The following is a 15,062-nucleotide window of genomic DNA, read 5'->3' on the forward strand; positions in this document are numbered from 1 at the left end:
CCGATATGAACCAAAATCCGCCGTCACACGAAGACGCCCCTTCTTGGGAAAGCCGTCTGGAAAAATTGCGCCAAACCCGCCAAATCAACGCGCCTTATACCCACGCGCCGCTGCTGCAACGCTCGCCGGAGGGCGGTGCTGCGGCCGGAGCATCAGCCGGGCAGACCAACGTGCGGCGGCTCGATGATAAAAGCCGGGACAAAATCTTACAAGAATATTTGAAAAAATGGCAGGAAGAGCACAATGTCGGTGTGGCCGAAAGCGGCGAAACGGTTGAAACCGACACCATGGTATTGCTGCAGGAAAACTGGCTGGCCGCACAAAATGCCCTGCAAACCGGCGTATCCGACAAACACATCGATTCCCGCCGCAGCGTATGGTTCAACCCCAAACGCCGCAGCGTGGAATTTCCCGAACCCGAGCAGGAAGAAAAGCCGTCTGCAAATCAGGAAGAAGGCGGTTTTGCAGACGGCATGGAAGCGGCGGATTTGGATGTGGTAGAAGAAAAAATCCCCGTTAACATCAATGTGTTGAACCCGCAAACCGTCGGCAGAAAAGAAGTATTCTGTCTTTCGGAACAAGAGCTGACTGAGCGGTTGGTCAAGCGGTTGCGCCCGCACCTGACCGATGCGGTCAACGGCATTATCCGCACCACCCTGCAAAAACAAGTGGCGTTGATGACGTATCAAATGCAGCAGACTTTAAGCGAGCAGGCGCCGGATTTGGTAGAAGAAGTGCTGACTCACAATCTCCAACGGGTGTTGAACGACCTTAAATACGAAATGAAATACAAGCGGTAAACAGGCAGGGCGGGATAAAACCCGCCTTCGCCATACCTGCCGCCGCTTTTATTGTGCAACGGCGGCAGATGAAAAGCGCACCGAAAATTTTGACAGACTTAACAGATACCTACCGACAAGACACCTATCATGAAAAAATGGTTTATCTTAATCGCGGCATTGGCTGCGCTTGCCTACCAGCAGTTTTTTCCTGCCGAACAGAACGGGCAGGTTACGCAACATTCAGCACAAAGCCAAACCCGACAGCCGCCGCAGGACTACGCCGACCAACGCAGTGCCGAGCGCATCTTGCAGCAAGCCTATGAGCAAAAACAGAGCGATGTGCAGGTTCAGGGCAGCGGCAAAGTCATCAAAACATTGCCCGATGACAATAAAGGCAGCCGCCATCAGCGGTTTATCCTCAAACTTTCCAGCGGGCAGACTTTGCTGGTTGCCCACAATATCGATCTTGCCGAAAAAATCAAAGGTCTTAAAAAAGGCGATACCGTAAGTTTTTACGGCGAATACGAATGGACGGAGCAGGGCGGCGTGATTCATTGGACGCACCACGACCCGCGCGGCAATCATGTCGACGGCTGGTTGGAACATAACGGCAAGCGGTATCAGTAAACCGTTTGAAACGGCAGCAGTATGGGAACGGCTGCCTGCAACCATCAACGGCAAACAGCATAAACGGCAAATGGCGGCATATTGTCTCCATATCAAATATGGTTGGATATGCAGCAGTAAATATCGGTCGAGACCTTGGCACAAAACAGGAAGCGAACCAAAACGGATGGTCGGGGCGGGTTTTACACCTGCCTGAAAATTGAATAAATACCTTGTAAAGTTACCGCTTTAAAAAACAAGCAAGCGGACGGGTGTATAGTCATTTAAAATAAGAATGATACAGCGTTGCTTTGCCTTGCCGTACTATGTGTACTGTCTGCGGCTTCGCTGCCTTGTCTCATTCTTATTTTATTCGACTATATGGGGCGGCGGGGCGTGAAATCCGACGGGCAAGTTGTCGGAAACAATCAGGGAATGTGTTGCCGTCTGATGTTTCTGAATGGTTTGCCGGATGCGGACGGGCATCAGCTGTTTGCCCGTTTGCGGTATCGCGGGACAAGCGGGTTGTGCCGCACGGTTTACAGGTAGGGTTGCAGGGTGCGGCGCAGGATTTCGGTGTCGGTGATTTCGGTAATGTTGGCTTTGCCCAAGCGGTCGAGACCGATGAAGCGCATGATGCCGCCTTCGACTTTTTTGTCGTGGCTCATGTGGGCAAGCCATTGTTTGAACGGAAAACGCGGCGGCTCGGTCGGCAGCTTGGCGGCCTGCATGAGTGCGGCGATGCGGGCAGTGTCGCCGGCGGTGGTTTTGCCGAGTTGTTCGGAGAGGCGGCCGGCCAGTACGCAACCTGCGGCAACGGCTTCTCCGTGCAGCCATACGCCGTAGCCCATTTCTGCTTCGATGGCGTGTCCGAAAGTATGCCCGAGGTTGAGCCATGCGCGGATACCTTGTTCGGTTTCGTCGGCGGCAACGATTTCTGCTTTCATTTTGCAGCAGTGATATACGGCTTGGGCGAGTTTTTCGGGGGCTTGTGCCATCAGGTCTGCCATGTTTTGTTCCAGCCATGCGAAAAAGCCGTCGTCGCCGAGAATGCCGTATTTGACGACTTCTGCCATGCCTGCCGAAAGTTCGCGGGGGGGAAGGGTGTGCAGGGTGGATAAATCGGCGAGTACGGCTTGCGGTTGGTAAAATGCGCCAATCATGTTTTTGCCGAGCGGATGGTTGATGGCGGTTTTGCCGCCGACTGATGAGTCTACTTGGCTTAACAGGGTGGTCGGAATTTGGATAAACGGTGCGCCGCGCTGGTAGGTGGCGGCGGCAAAACCTACCATGTCGCCGATAACGCCGCCGCCCAGTGCGATAAGGGTGGTTTTGCGTTCGGCACGGTTTGCCATCAGGCCGTCGAAAATCAGGTTGAGCGTCTGCCAGTTTTTATGTTCTTCGCCATCGGGCAGGATAATGCTGAAATGCGGTACGCCGGCGCGATCCAAGGCCGTCTGTACTTTTTGCAGGTAAAACGGGGCAACGGTTTCGTTGGTAATGATGGCGGCTTTTTTGCCCAAATGGGGTTTGAGCAGCTCGTGGGCGTTGTCCAGCAGGTCGCGCCCGATATAGATGGGATAGGCATGGGAAGGTGTTTGGACGGTTAGGGTGTGCATGGGAAAATCCTAGTATGATTGTCGGCTTGTCTTATGGTTGGGGCGGTATGGCGTGGGTTGTGTTTGCCTGCCGCTTGTGCGTTCTGTTGCCTGTTTTATGGTTGTGCGGAACGGTTTGGTAGGGTTGTGTTCTGCGGAATGATACCGCGTTACTGCGCTTTGTTCAAAGGGGAAACCAAGCTGCCGTAGCCCGTATTTTTGTATGGTTTGCGGCTGGGCGGTTGTGTTTCATTTTTTCATTTCTGTTATCCGACAGTAATGGGTACGAAGTCGGTGCAGCCTGTGCGTTAATGAAAGGCCGTCTGCAAAATGGGGATTTGCAGACGGCCTTGCGGTATTTTGCTGTGTTGCTCAGGCCGTTTGCCGTAAAGCATTCAGCAGGCGGTCAACGGTTTTCTGATAGTTTTCCGACTCGATGACGATGTGGGCGGTTTCGCGGTAAATCCGGTCGCGCATATTGTAGAGTTCCTTGAGTTTGGCCAAGGGGTCTTCGACTTGCAACAGCGGGCGGTTGGTGTCGTGGCGGGTTCGCTCCAGCAGGACTTCGGGTTGGGTATGCAGATAGACGACTGTGCCGTTTTCGCGCAGGCAGCGGCGGTTTTCTTCGCGCAAGACTGCTCCGCCGCCGGTAGAAAGGACGATGTTCCGCTCGGCGGCCAGTTTGTTCAACATGGCGCTTTCCCGATTGCGGAAACCTTGCTCGCCCTCCATGTCGAAGATGGTGGGAATCGATACGCCAGAGCTGCTGCAGATTTCGTGGTCGCTGTCGTAAAACCTGCGCCCGAGTATTTGGGCAACGTGCTTGCCTAAGGTGGTTTTGCCCGCGCCCATCAGTCCGATTAAGATTAAGTTGCCGTTGATGTGTTCCATAACGGCAATTCTATACGATATTGGCAGAAAAGTGTTTTATTTGGAAAATCGGCGGTAGTTTATGCAGGGAAATATTAAAACAGGCATACTTTTTGAAATAAGTATGCCTGTTTGCTGGGTTTAGTAGCGTAAGTTGTTGCCTTGTCCGTCCATAATCCTCGGGGTAATGAAAACCAGCAGCTCTTTGCGCTCTTCGGAACGGGCGCGTGATTTGAACAGGTTGCCGATAACGGGAATATCGCCCAAAAGCGGTACTTTGTTGATGCTGTTGCCGCTGCTTTCTTCGTAAATGCCGCCGATAATCAGGGTGCCGCCGTCTTCGACCATGGCTTGCGTGGTCAGGTTTTTGGTGCTGATACAGAGGGTTTGCACGCCGTCTGTTTGGCAGGCAACAGGGGTGTCGCGGTTGATTTTCACGTTCATGATAATCTGGCCGTCGGGCGTGATGTTCGGGGTAACGGTCAATCCGAGTACGGCTTTTTTAAAGGTAACGGAAGTCGCGCCGCTGGAGCTGGATTCTTGATAGGGGATTTCTTGGCCCGATTCGATAGAGGCTTCCTGACGGTCTTGGGTCAGCACGCGCGGATTGGAGATGGTTTTGGTTTTTTTCTGCGCTTCGGAAGCGGAAAGCTCCAATCCTAATGCGCCTGATGACAGCGAGCGCACCAGTGCTACGGAAGATGTAGCGGCGGCAACGGGCAGGTTGATGTTGGGGCTGCTGCCTAAAGCCGTGCCGCCGTTCCATGTGCTGCCCCAAGCGGTATTGCCGCCGGAGCGGTTGCCGGAGTAGCCGAATTTCAAGCCCAAATCGCGTGAAAAACCGTCTTCTGCTTCGACAATGCGTGCTTCGACCATGACTTGGCGGGCGGCTACGTCTAATTCGTCGATCAGTTTGCGGAATTTTTCGATAACGCTGCGTGTGTCGGTAACAATCAGGGTGTTGGTGCCTGAATCGATGAGTGCGCTGCCGCGCGGACTGAGCAGGGTGTTGCGGTTTCCGCCGCTGCTGCTATTACTGCTGCGTTCGTCCAAACGCAGGATTTTGCGGAACTCTTCGACGTTTTTATATTTCAGTTGGAAGGTTTGCGAATACAGCGGCCCCAATTCGGCAATTTCTTTTTCTGCCTGCAAAAAGGCTTTGTCTTTTGCCAGCAGTTCTTCACGCGGGGCGATGTTGATGATGTTGCCTTGGCGGCGCATATCGAGATTGCGCGCCTGCATCACCAAATCCAAGGCCTGATCCCAAGGTACGTCTTTGAGCGACAGGGTCATTTTGCCGCCTACGGAATCGCTGGCGATGATGTTCATGCCGGATTCTTTGGCGAGAATCTGCAAGATGGTGCGGACTTCGATGTTTTGGAAGTCCAGTGACAACTTGCGGCCTTTGAAGGATTTGGCGGTGAGGCTGTTTGTGCCGTCTGTAAATGCTTCGGCTGATTTCGGGCGGATTTCAAAGCTGTAACGGCCTGCTGCGGAACGGGTTTTCATTTCCCATAAGCCGTTGTTGAGAATGGTCAGCCGGGTGGCGTTGCCCATGCGCTTCAGGGTGATGTTGCGGACGGGGGTGTTGAAGTCGCCGACATCGAGACTGCGTTGGGCTTGTGTGGGCATGGCGTGGTTGTTCAAGGTAATGATGACGCGGTCGCGCTGTTCTTTGATGTCGGGCGTGCCGTCGAATCCCGAAATATCCAGTTCGACAATGCCGCTGCCGCCCGAACCTTTGCGGAAATCGATGTGTGCGGTTTCGGCAGGGCGGTAGGGGGTATTTTCGGGCGGAGAAACGGAGGCTGTGTTTTGGTCGGCGGTTTCGCTGATATATACCCACACTTCTTCGTCGCGGATTTCGGCAGTATATTGTGCGGTTTTATTCAAGCCCAGAACGATGCGCGCGCGGTTGCTGTTTTGCGCGGCGGTGATTTGGTTCAGCAGGGGATCGGCATATTCGAGTACGGATTGCGGCAGCAGAATGCGGGTATCGGCAAAGTCCAATGCAATACGGGTGGGTGTGCCGCTGATAAAGCCGCTGGGCAGGACGACATCGCGGTCAAAGCGGATTTTGATGATTTTCTGTTCGTCGGGCAGGGAAGATACGTTGATGTCGGTAATGTTTCCGGCATATGCCGTCTGCAAAACGGCAGTCATACCCAAACAGGCGAGCAGTGTGGTGATGTGTTTGCGTTTCATAAAGTAAAACCCATTTTGAATCTTGTTTGGTCTGTATGGCAAGCGACAGGCAGTGATTATTCGCCGGTCGGGCTGTTTTGCAGACGGGGTTGTTGTTGGTTTTGCTGCGGTTTTGCGTTGTGTTCGGAGGCTTCTGCCGCATCGGCGGTAAGTTCGGCGCTGCGGTATATCCAGTTGCCGTCGCTGCCTTCTACCAATTCGGTCAGCAGGATTTTTTCGGCGGTAATGCTGCGGATTCTGCCGTGGTCGCGTCCGATGTAATTGCCTGCGGTAACGGTATAGACATGGCCGTCTGCTTCGATATAGCCGGAAGTTTTACCGTTGCTTTCCAATATGCCGACATAGCGCAGTTTGTTGAGGTCGAATGCTTCCAGAGCTTCTTTGCGGCGGTTGGGGTTGGGAGCGTCCAAGCCTTGTGTGCGGTTTTGCAGACGGCGTGAATCGAAGGCGTTCGGGCCGGAATGAGGCGGTGCGGTATAGGTTGCGGCGGCAACGGTTGCGGCTGCTTCAAACGGCGGTGTATCGGCTTTTGCGGCGGCTCGGGTTTGTTCCGTCCATTGTTTTAAATCGTCGTTTGAATGCGAGCAGGCAGCCGTCAGTAGGCAGGAAAGTAAGAAAATTTTGTTCATATGGTTTTGCTACTGCGGTTTAGTCTGTGGCTTCGGTGTGTTTTTCGGAGTGTTCGATGTTTTCGGCGCTTGCTTCATCGGCGGTTTCTTTCCGGGCGCGGGCTTGGTAGGTGGTGGCGGTTGCACTGAGGGTCAGCATGCCGTCTGCAAAACCGGGGGTAGTCGGTCGGGCAATGTTCAGCGTGTCCAGAGTGATGATGCGGGAAAGGCTGCCGACATCACGGGTAAAGTGTTGTAACTGCGCGAATGTTCCGGTTAGGGAAATGGTATACGGCAGTTTTTGAACCGGGCCGTCTGCAACCGGCGCTAAGGGGGTAATGCTGTCCAAGCGCAATCCGTTTTTTGAGGCTGCCTGATGCAGCTCCTGAATCAGGTTGGGAATTTCGGCATCGGTCGGCAATTGGCGCAACAGTTCGCTGAATGCGGCGCGGGTGCTTTCCAATTCTGCCTGAAGGTTTTCCAAACCGGCCGCCTGAATGCTTTTTCGGGTATAGGTTTCGCGCAAACGGGTTTCACGGCTTTGTTGTGCCGCCAGCTCCTCCGATTGGGTGCGGAAAAATGCGGCGTAGCCGAACACTAATATGGCAGCCGCGAGCAGCACGGCTACCAGTAGGCGTGCGGGCAGGCTCAGGAGGTAAAGATCTTTGATGTCTGCGTCTTTGAGCTTTAGCGATGACATTACGGTTGTTGCTCCTGCGGTAGGGTTGTCCGGTTTTGCGGTGTGCCGGTCAGGCGTATTTTCAGGCTGAACTCTTGGTGACTGCCTGTTTTTTTGATGCCCAGCAGCTCGGGCTGCTCAAATGTTCCGCTTGCGGGCAGGGCGCGCATCAGTACGGCGACTTTGTTGTCGTTTGCTGCGCGTCCGCTCAATTTGTAGGTTGAGGAGTCTTCCGCTTCCAGTGAGGTCAGGTAGGTCTGTTCGGGCGTCAGCGTGTTGAGGGAGTCGATGATGCGGGCGGCTTGGTAGCGTTTTCTCTGTAATTCCTCTACCGTTTGCTTTTTGCTTAAAAAATCGGCTTTTTCTTGCTGAAGCTGTTGGATTTCTCCCAAGTTTTGGTCTAATTTGGCAATTTCGCTTTCCAAAAAGCGGTTGCGGTTTTCCTGATTGGCTATGGCGGTGTTGAGGGTGGCGTAAATTACGGCACTCAGGCACAAACCGGTCGCTGCCGCGACCAGCATGAGGATTTTAAACTGTTGCTTGCGCTTCTGCCTGTCGGTTTCGCGGTAGGGCAGCAGATTGATTTTAATCGGTTCTATCATTTACAACCCCCTGAGTGCTAAACCGAAAGCCAAGGTAAGGGACGGCGCGTCTGTTTGCAGTCTGGCCAAGTCGATACGTTCGTTTTTGTCGGCTTCCAATGCGGGGTAAACGCATTGGGCAGGTGTGTTGGTGTGGGCAAAAACAAGTTCCGCCAGTCCGTTTTGTTGTGAGGCGGGGCCGGTCAGTAGGATATGTTTGATGGCGGATTGGCTGTCGCTTGGTTGTGTGGTGTAGTAAAACTGCAAAACCCGCCGGATTTCCTGCGTAATTTGAAGATTGAAGCGGTCGGCTACCTGAATTTGGTAATCGTCGGGCTTGTCGGCGGCGTTTATCGTGTATCGTGCTTGCTCTTCACTGGTTTGGTAGTGGCTCTGGACGAGTTGGTTGAGCTGTTCGCTGCCGATGGCAGTTTCCTGACGGTATAAGATTTCTCCGCTTTGTAAAACCAAGGCATACATTTGGGTATCGTAAATGCCGAAAACGGCGGTTTTTTCGTGTGCCAAATCGGGGGCGTGGCGGTTGAGCCAGTGGGCAACGGCGTTGCGCTGGGCGATGAGGTCGATATCCAGCGCATGAAGCGGCAGCAGGGCGTGTTCAAACATTTCGGCACGCGGCTCGATGTCGTCTTTTTTGCCGGCGGCAATCAGAATTTTCTGCTCTTCGCTACGGCTGTTGGGACGGATTCGGCAGTAGTCGTAATTCATGTCTTCAAACGGCCCGATTTGTGTTGCCTGCATTTCGGCAAAGGTTTCCCAATCGTTTTGAGTGCCGGGGCCGTCTGTACGGTATACGGCGTGTTCCAATGTGGCCATGCTGTGCGGCAGGGCTGCGATAAAAATTTTACAATTGCTTTGTAATTGGGTATAAGTATGTTGCAAATAGGTAACAAGCAAATCGTAGTCTTGGATTTTGTTGCCTTTGATAATATCGGGCGGCAGTTGCGTGATGGCGTATTTTTCCAGTCGGATTTGGTTTAAACTACTGCCTGTAAGTTGAACCATCTTCACAGCATACTGGCTGATGTCGATACCGACGGCGGTACGCCACGGCGCGGAGTTGGTTTTTTTTCCCGCTGTCGGAGACGGTTTGAAATGATTTTTGAATAAGCGCATCGGGGATTTCCCTGTATCATTGTGTCTGAAGCGGTCTGTTTTCCGACCGGCCGTCTGCTAAAATACGGTTTCTGCAAATACAGCGGCAGCGGAGTTTTAATGGAAACTGCTGTCTATTTTACTTTATTTAATGCCGCTAATGGCAAATATTAATAAGTCATGATTAAGAAGATTATAACGACTCTGATCGGTTTGATATTGGGCTTGTCGCTGTTTGGCGCAGGTTTGGTGGCGATTGCGATTTTGGTTACCTATCCCAAACTGCCGTCTTTGGAAAGCGTCCAATATTACCAGCCGAAAATGCCGCTCACGGTTTATTCTTCAGACGGCAAAGTCATCGGTTTGTACGGCGAAGAACGCCGCGAATTTACAAAAATCGAGGATTTTCCCGATGTTTTGAAAAATGCCGTGATTGCTGCGGAAGACAAGCGTTTTTATGATCACTGGGGCGTGGATGTCGTCGGTGTGGCTCGTGCCGTTATCGGCAATGTGGTGGCCGGCGGCGTGCAGTCGGGTGCGAGTACGATTACCCAGCAGGTTGCCAAGAATTTCTTTTTGAGCAGCGAGCGCACGTTTACGCGCAAATTCAATGAGGCGTTGCTGGCATATAAAATCGAGCAGTCGCTGACGAAAGATCAGATTCTGGAGCTGTATTTCAACCAAATTTATTTGGGTCAGCGTGCGTACGGTTTTGCGGCGGCTTCACAGATTTATTTTAATAAAAATGTCAGAGAATTGTCCTTGGCGGAGGCTTCTATGCTGGCAGGTTTGCCCAAAGCGCCGTCTGCATATAATCCGATTGTCAACCCGGAGCGCGCCAAGCTGCGTCAGGCCTATATCCTGAACAATATGTTTGAGGAAGGCATGATTACCATGCAGCAACGCGACCAAGCGATGAAGGAAAAGCTGCATTACGAGCGGTTTGTGCAGAAAATCGACCAAAGCGCGTTGTATGTTGCGGAAATGGTACGCCAAGAGCTGTATGAAAAATACGGCGAAGACGCCTATACCCAAGGGTTTAAAGTTTATACCACCGTCAGCACGGAGCATCAGAAAGTGGCTACAGCCGCCCTGCGTAAGGCTTTGCGTAATTTCGATCGGGGCAGCAGCTATCGCGGTGCGGAAGACTTTATCGATTTGAGCCAGTCGGACAATATTGAAGAAACCGTCGGCAAGCACCTTTCTACGCTTTATACCGTGGACGGTATGATTCCTGCGGTGGTGGTGGATATTACGCGCAAAAACAATGTGGTTGTCCAACTGCCGAGCGGCCGCAGGGTCACTTTGGGCAGCGGTGCGCTGGGTTTTGCCGCCCGCGCCGTCAACAATAAAAAAATGGGCGATGACCGTATCCGCAAAGGTTCGGTTATCCGCGTGAAAGGCAGCGGCGACCAATGGCGCGTGGTGCAGGAACCTTTGCTTCAAGGTGCGCTGGTGTCTCTTGATGCGAAAACCGGTGCCGTCCGCGCTTTGGTGGGCGGTTATGATTACCACAGTAAAACATTCAACCGCGCAACGCAGGCCATGCGTCAGCCCGGCTCTACCTTCAAGCCTTTCGTGTATTCGGCTGCTTTGGCAAAAGGCATGACGGCCTCTACCCAAATCAACGACGCTCCGATTGTTTTGCCGGGCAAAGGTGCGGGCGGCAAGGCTTGGGCGCCGAAAAATGCAGACGGCCGTTATGCGGGTTACATCACGCTGCGCCAAGCCCTGACAGCCTCCAAAAACATGGTATCTATCCGTATTCTGATGTCTATCGGGGTAGGTTACGCGCAACAATATATCCAACGTTTCGGCTTCAAGCCGTCTGAAATTCCGGCTACGCTGTCTATGGCGCTGGGTACGGGTGAAACCACACCGCTGCGCGTTGCCGAAGGCTATACGGTATTTGCCAACGGCGGTTATAAAGTTTCCGCACACGTTATCGATAAAATTTACGACAGCCAAGGCCGTCTGCGCGCCCAGATGCAGCCGTTGGTAGCCGGAGAAAATGCGCCGCAGGCCATCGATCCGCGCAATGCCTACATCATGTATAAAATCATGCAGGACGTTGTCCGTTCCGGTACAGCGCGTGGTGCGGCGGCGGTGGGACGTTCGGACATTGCCGGTAAAACCGGTACGACAAACGACAACAAAGACGCATGGTTTGTCGGCTTCAACCCGAGTGTGGTGACCGCCGTGTATATCGGTTTCGACAAACCGAGAAGCATGGGACGCGCCGGTTACGGCGGTACGATTGCCGTGCCGGTTTGGGTGGATTACATGAAATTCGCCCTGAAAGGCACAAGCAACAAAGGCATGAAAGCACCCGAAGGTTTGGTCAGCATGGGCGGAGAGTATTATATGAAAGAACGCCAGACCACCAGCTCGGAGCTGACTTTGGACAACAGAGGCAGCGTGCCACGCCAGCAGGCCGCACCACGCCGCAGCCGTCCGGCAAATAATGCCAAACCGCAGGAGCAGTCCGGCGGCGGTACACCGGTTGCGCCTAAGCCGAAAGAAACGCCGGTCAATCCGACCAACAGCGGCGGCAGCAGGCAGCTTGATGCCCTGTTTTAACAACCGGCCCGTTTCGGTTTGAAAAAAAGGCCGTCTGCAAATCTGCGAAACCCAATCAAAGGTTTGAGCAGAATTTTGCAGACGGCCTTTTCTGTTTGTTCCTGCTTTATGCAAGCTGTACGGCAACTCACAAGCCGTGCGGATATGTTAGAATCGCCCCATCAAATGATTTTGGAAAACATCATGTCTGAATGGTCTTTGCCCGATTTTGAACAGAAAATCTGCCCGCCCGAAGCCTTGTCCGAGCGTTTGGCGGCCTTGCCACGCCCGTTGGTATTTACCAACGGTTGCTTCGATATTCTGCACCGCGGCCATGTTACCTATCTGGCGCAGGCAAAGTCAGCAGGTACGTCATTGGTGTTGGCTTTGAATACCGATGCTTCCGTGCGCCGTCAGGGAAAAGGCGAAGACCGGCCGATTAATCCGCTGGAAAACCGGGCAGCCGTTGCCGCAGCTTTGGAGAGCGTTGATTTGGTCACGTGGTTTGACGACGATACCCCGGCCGCCTTGATTGAAGCAGTCCAACCTGATGTATTGGTTAAGGGTGGAGACTGGCCGGTGGAGAAAATTGTCGGCGCGGCGGAAACGGTGGCGCGCGGCGGAAAAGTTTATTCGATTCCGTTTTTACATCAAACTTCTACCACTCAAACGCTGGCAAAAATCCGTGCCGCAGAAGCAGATGGGGAAACGGCGCAATGATGTCGCTCAAGCCGCCGCATTGGCAGGTATTGACCGCACTTGCAGACGGCCTGCCGCAGCACGTTTCCCGGCTTGCACGGCTCGCGGGTGTCAAACCGCAGCAGTTGAACGGCTTTTGGCAGCAAATGCCGCCGCACATCCGCGGCCTGTTGCGCCAGCAGGACGGGCAATGGCGGCTGGTGCGTCCGTTGGCACTGTTTGACCGTGAAGTGCTGGAAAAAAGCGCTAAGGCACACGGTTTTCAGACGGCCTTGCTGCACGAATGCGTATCCAGCAACGATGAAATTTTGTCTTTGGCGCGCGAATCGGTGCAAAAAGCGCACAAACACTTGTGTGTCCCCCATTTCCAAAGCAAAGGGCGCGGACGGCAGGGGCGGACTTGGCAGCACCGTTTGGGCGAATGCCTGATGTTCAGTTTCGGTTGGGCGTTCGACAAGCCGCAGCAGGAATTGGGCGCATTGTCTCTGGTTGCCGCATTGGCGTGTCACCGCGCATTGGCGGCATTGGGTTTGAACACGCAAATCAAATGGCCGAACGATTTGGTGGTGGGGCGCGACAAGCTCGGCGGTATTCTCATCGAAACCGTCCGAAACAGCGGCCAAACCGTTGCCGTGGTCGGTATTGGCATCAATTTTGTCTTGCCTAAAGAAGTTGAAAATGCCGCTTCGGTACAGGCACTTTTCCAGACGGCCTCACAGCGCGGCGCATCGGCAGATAAATTGCTGGCAACATTATTGGGCGAATTGGACAGCGCGTTCCGCCGCTTTGAAGAACAAGGTTTTACGCCCATGCTTGCCGATTATCAGGCAGCCAACCGCGATCACGGCAGAGCCGTCCGCCTGTTGGAAGACGGTAAAACCGCATACGAAGGCGAAGTGGCCGGAGTAAACGGGCAGGGCGCGTTGCTGTTGGATACGGCAGACGGCAGAAAAACCATCGTGTGCGGCGAAATCAGTCTGCGCCCGAACGATAACCCGTTGCCGGAAAAAATCGTCCGCAACTGCCGTTATCTGTTGCTGGACGGCGGCAACAGCCAGCTCAAATGGGCATGGGTGGAAAACGGCAGTTTCAGCGAAGTCGGCCGCGCTCCTTACCGCGACTTGGCCAGACTCGGCGAAGAGTGGGCGGAGCGTTCGGAAGGCTTGAAAAAAGTTGTCGGCTGCGCGGTCTGCGGCGATGCGAAAAAAGCCTTGGTGGAAGCACAAATCGGCTGTTCGGTCGAATGGCTGCCGTCGATGGGGCAGGCACTCGGTGTCCGCAATCATTACCGTAATCCTGCGGAACACGGGGCAGACCGTTGGTTTAATGCGCTGGGCAGCCGCCGTTTCAGCAGCAATGCCTGCGTGGTGGTCAGTTGCGGTACGGCAGTCACCACCGATGCGCTGACCGACGATAATCATTATCTGGGCGGAACGATTATGCCGGGATTTCATTTGATGAAAGAAGCAATGGCATTGAAAACCGCTAATCTGAACCGTCCTGTCGGCAAGGTTTATGCCTTCCCCACCACGACTTCCAATGCCTTGGCCAGCGGCATGATGGACGCGGTTTGCGGCTCGCTGATGATGATGCATGGCCGTCTGCAAAACAAAGTCGGCGAGGGCAAGCCGGTTGATGTGGTGATTACCGGCGGCGGCGCGGCCAAAGTCGTGCAGGCGCTGCCGGAAAAGTTTTTAGCAGAGAATAATGTAAAAATTGTTGATAATTTAGTGATTTATGGTTTGCTGAGCTGGATCGGGCAAGCATGAAAAACACATTGACCAGATTGGCTGCGGGGATAGCGGCGATATTGGGAGCGGTATCTTGCGCGCCGTTGGCACCACCTGCGGAACGTGCGCCGGAATGGGTTCACGGCTTGATGATGGAAGATGACGAACCGCAATGGGAACAGATTCTGCACACGGAAACTATTGCCGAGGCAGAATTACCCGTTGGGCAGGCGGCGGATACGGCAGCTGCTTCTTTAGAAGCAGAACCATCGGAAGAACTAAAACTGTCGGAAAAAGCAGAACCGTTGGAAAAATCAGAACCATCGGAGCAGGAGGTGTCGTTGCCTGAGCCGGAAGTGTCGCAATGCCGACCGGAAGTGTTTGCCGAATTTTCCGAGCATGACTACCGCCGTTTGGAAAAACAGCTTTCCCGCTGGCCGCACAATATTGAAAATACATTACCGGTGCCGCACAGCAATCATGCCGCCAAAACATTCCGTGTGTTGCTGCCGACAGAGGGCGATGTGTTGGCGAAATTGGACGATTTGAAACGGCAGGGCTTCAGCGGTACGTTGGTTGACGGCGAAATCAGCACAGGCGTGCACCCCGACCGCTCGTCCGCACAAGTTCAAATTGCCCGTTTGGGTTTGGCAGGGTTTGGCGGCAGCAGGGTTCAGGCGGAATTGGGCGGTATCAGAATCGAGCCGCCGCGCATCAAGATACTTTTCCTGCCGCAAACCGATCAGGATATTGAAGCCATCAGAAAAATATCGGGTGCGGCAGAAAATTGGTCGGTAAAACGCTGCGAATAAATATAGTCATTTAAAATAAGAATGATACAGCGTTGCTTTGCCTTGCCGTACTATGTGTACTGTCTGCGGCTTCGCTGCCTTGTCTCATTCTTATTTTATTCGACTATACAAAGGCCGTCTGCAAATAGGTTTCGGCAAGATGAAAATCTTGGAAAACCATTTTGCAGACGGCCTTTTCTTCATTCTTGCTGGGCATGATGATGTTTGATGTATCGGATAA

At 53.4% G+C, this 15,062-nt stretch carries 13 protein-coding genes; 6 read left to right on the forward strand and 7 right to left on the reverse strand.

From position 1 onward, the window contains the following. Positions 1 to 5: 5 nt before the first annotated feature. Positions 6 to 800, forward strand: a complete 795-nt coding sequence (locus tag EL111_RS02555) for a hypothetical protein (RefSeq protein WP_123795528.1) — start codon at positions 6 to 8, stop codon at positions 798 to 800. 129 nt (positions 801 to 929) lie between these two features. Then, a complete protein-coding gene (locus EL111_RS02560; RefSeq protein WP_123795527.1) occupies positions 930 to 1,409 on the forward strand; it encodes a DUF3465 domain-containing protein in 480 nt (159 codons plus the stop codon). A 518-nt stretch (positions 1,410 to 1,927) separates the two neighbouring features. Here EL111_RS02560 and aroB read toward each other — a convergent pair. The 7 genes from aroB to pilM all read right to left on the reverse strand — a co-directional run bounded on the left by aroB (position 1,928) and on the right by pilM (position 9,063). Continuing rightward, a complete protein-coding gene (gene aroB / locus EL111_RS02565) occupies positions 1,928 to 3,007 on the reverse strand; it encodes a 3-dehydroquinate synthase (protein WP_123795526.1) in 1,080 nt (359 codons plus the stop codon). A gap of 351 nt (positions 3,008 to 3,358) precedes the next feature. Continuing rightward, entirely contained in the window at positions 3,359 to 3,877 is a 519-nt protein-coding gene (locus EL111_RS02570) for a shikimate kinase (RefSeq protein ID WP_123795525.1), read from the reverse strand. Positions 3,878 to 3,997: 120 nt separating this feature from the next. Beyond that, the gene (locus EL111_RS02575) at positions 3,998 to 6,061 is read right to left on the reverse strand and encodes a type IV pilus secretin PilQ (protein ID WP_123795524.1); all 2,064 of its coding nucleotides are present in this window, start codon (positions 6,059 to 6,061) and stop codon (positions 3,998 to 4,000) included. A gap of 56 nt (positions 6,062 to 6,117) precedes the next feature. Next, positions 6,118 to 6,690 carry a pilus assembly protein PilP gene (locus EL111_RS02580; RefSeq protein WP_123795523.1) on the reverse strand — a complete coding sequence of 191 codons (573 nt, stop codon included), beginning with the start codon at positions 6,688 to 6,690 and terminating at the stop codon, positions 6,118 to 6,120. A gap of 19 nt (positions 6,691 to 6,709) precedes the next feature. Continuing rightward, positions 6,710 to 7,369 carry a type IV pilus inner membrane component PilO gene (locus EL111_RS02585; RefSeq protein WP_123795522.1) on the reverse strand — a complete coding sequence of 220 codons (660 nt, stop codon included), beginning with the start codon at positions 7,367 to 7,369 and terminating at the stop codon, positions 6,710 to 6,712. Then, positions 7,369 to 7,950, reverse strand: a complete 582-nt coding sequence (locus EL111_RS02590; RefSeq protein WP_123795521.1) for a PilN domain-containing protein — start codon at positions 7,948 to 7,950, stop codon at positions 7,369 to 7,371. The genes EL111_RS02585 and EL111_RS02590 overlap by 1 nt, the downstream gene beginning before the upstream one ends. Continuing rightward, a complete protein-coding gene (gene pilM / locus EL111_RS02595; RefSeq protein WP_123795520.1) occupies positions 7,951 to 9,063 on the reverse strand; it encodes a type IV pilus assembly protein PilM in 1,113 nt (370 codons plus the stop codon). It abuts the gene before it with no gap. A 159-nt stretch (positions 9,064 to 9,222) separates the two neighbouring features. Here pilM and EL111_RS02600 point away from each other — a divergent pair, with 159 nt between their 5' ends. From EL111_RS02600 to EL111_RS02615, 4 genes are all read left to right on the forward strand, one after another. Beyond that, positions 9,223 to 11,622, forward strand: coding sequence for a penicillin-binding protein 1A (locus tag EL111_RS02600; RefSeq protein ID WP_123795519.1), 2,400 nt, complete (start codon positions 9,223 to 9,225; stop codon positions 11,620 to 11,622). A gap of 183 nt (positions 11,623 to 11,805) precedes the next feature. Continuing rightward, the gene (gene rfaE2, locus EL111_RS02605; RefSeq protein WP_162842977.1) at positions 11,806 to 12,321 is read left to right on the forward strand and encodes a D-glycero-beta-D-manno-heptose 1-phosphate adenylyltransferase; all 516 of its coding nucleotides are present in this window, start codon (positions 11,806 to 11,808) and stop codon (positions 12,319 to 12,321) included. Next, a complete protein-coding gene (locus EL111_RS02610) occupies positions 12,318 to 14,069 on the forward strand; it encodes a bifunctional biotin--[acetyl-CoA-carboxylase] ligase/type III pantothenate kinase (RefSeq protein WP_123795518.1) in 1,752 nt (583 codons plus the stop codon). Before rfaE2 ends, EL111_RS02610 begins: the two co-directional genes overlap by 4 nt. Then, complete coding sequence (locus tag EL111_RS02615; protein ID WP_123795517.1) at positions 14,066 to 14,842, forward strand: hypothetical protein; 777 nt, start codon at positions 14,066 to 14,068, stop codon at positions 14,840 to 14,842. Before EL111_RS02610 ends, EL111_RS02615 begins: the two co-directional genes overlap by 4 nt. Positions 14,843 to 15,062 lie beyond the last annotated feature (220 nt).

This window comes from Neisseria animalis, assembly GCF_900636515.1.
GTDB classification, from domain to species: Bacteria; Pseudomonadota; Gammaproteobacteria; order Burkholderiales; family Neisseriaceae; genus Neisseria; species Neisseria animalis.

Excerpts from the sequence above, each read along its gene's own strand:
- EL111_RS02555 (WP_123795528.1), top strand. The coding sequence starts at position 6 with ATGAACCAAAATCCGCCGTCACACGAAGACGCCCCTTCTTGGGAAAGC.
- EL111_RS02560 (WP_123795527.1), top strand. The coding sequence starts at position 930 with ATGAAAAAATGGTTTATCTTAATCGCGGCATTGGCTGCGCTTGCCTAC.
- aroB (WP_123795526.1), bottom strand. The coding sequence starts at position 3,007 with ATGCACACCCTAACCGTCCAAACACCTTCCCATGCCTATCCCATCTAT.
- EL111_RS02570 (WP_123795525.1), bottom strand. The coding sequence starts at position 3,877 with ATGGAACACATCAACGGCAACTTAATCTTAATCGGACTGATGGGCGCG.
- EL111_RS02575 (WP_123795524.1), bottom strand. The coding sequence starts at position 6,061 with ATGAAACGCAAACACATCACCACACTGCTCGCCTGTTTGGGTATGACT.
- EL111_RS02580 (WP_123795523.1), bottom strand. The coding sequence starts at position 6,690 with ATGAACAAAATTTTCTTACTTTCCTGCCTACTGACGGCTGCCTGCTCG.
- EL111_RS02585 (WP_123795522.1), bottom strand. The coding sequence starts at position 7,369 with ATGTCATCGCTAAAGCTCAAAGACGCAGACATCAAAGATCTTTACCTC.
- EL111_RS02590 (WP_123795521.1), bottom strand. The coding sequence starts at position 7,950 with ATGATAGAACCGATTAAAATCAATCTGCTGCCCTACCGCGAAACCGAC.
- pilM (WP_123795520.1), bottom strand. The coding sequence starts at position 9,063 with ATGCGCTTATTCAAAAATCATTTCAAACCGTCTCCGACAGCGGGAAAA.
- EL111_RS02600 (WP_123795519.1), top strand. The coding sequence starts at position 9,223 with ATGATTAAGAAGATTATAACGACTCTGATCGGTTTGATATTGGGCTTG.
- rfaE2 (WP_162842977.1), top strand. The coding sequence starts at position 11,806 with ATGTCTGAATGGTCTTTGCCCGATTTTGAACAGAAAATCTGCCCGCCC.
- EL111_RS02610 (WP_123795518.1), top strand. The coding sequence starts at position 12,318 with ATGATGTCGCTCAAGCCGCCGCATTGGCAGGTATTGACCGCACTTGCA.
- EL111_RS02615 (WP_123795517.1), top strand. The coding sequence starts at position 14,066 with ATGAAAAACACATTGACCAGATTGGCTGCGGGGATAGCGGCGATATTG.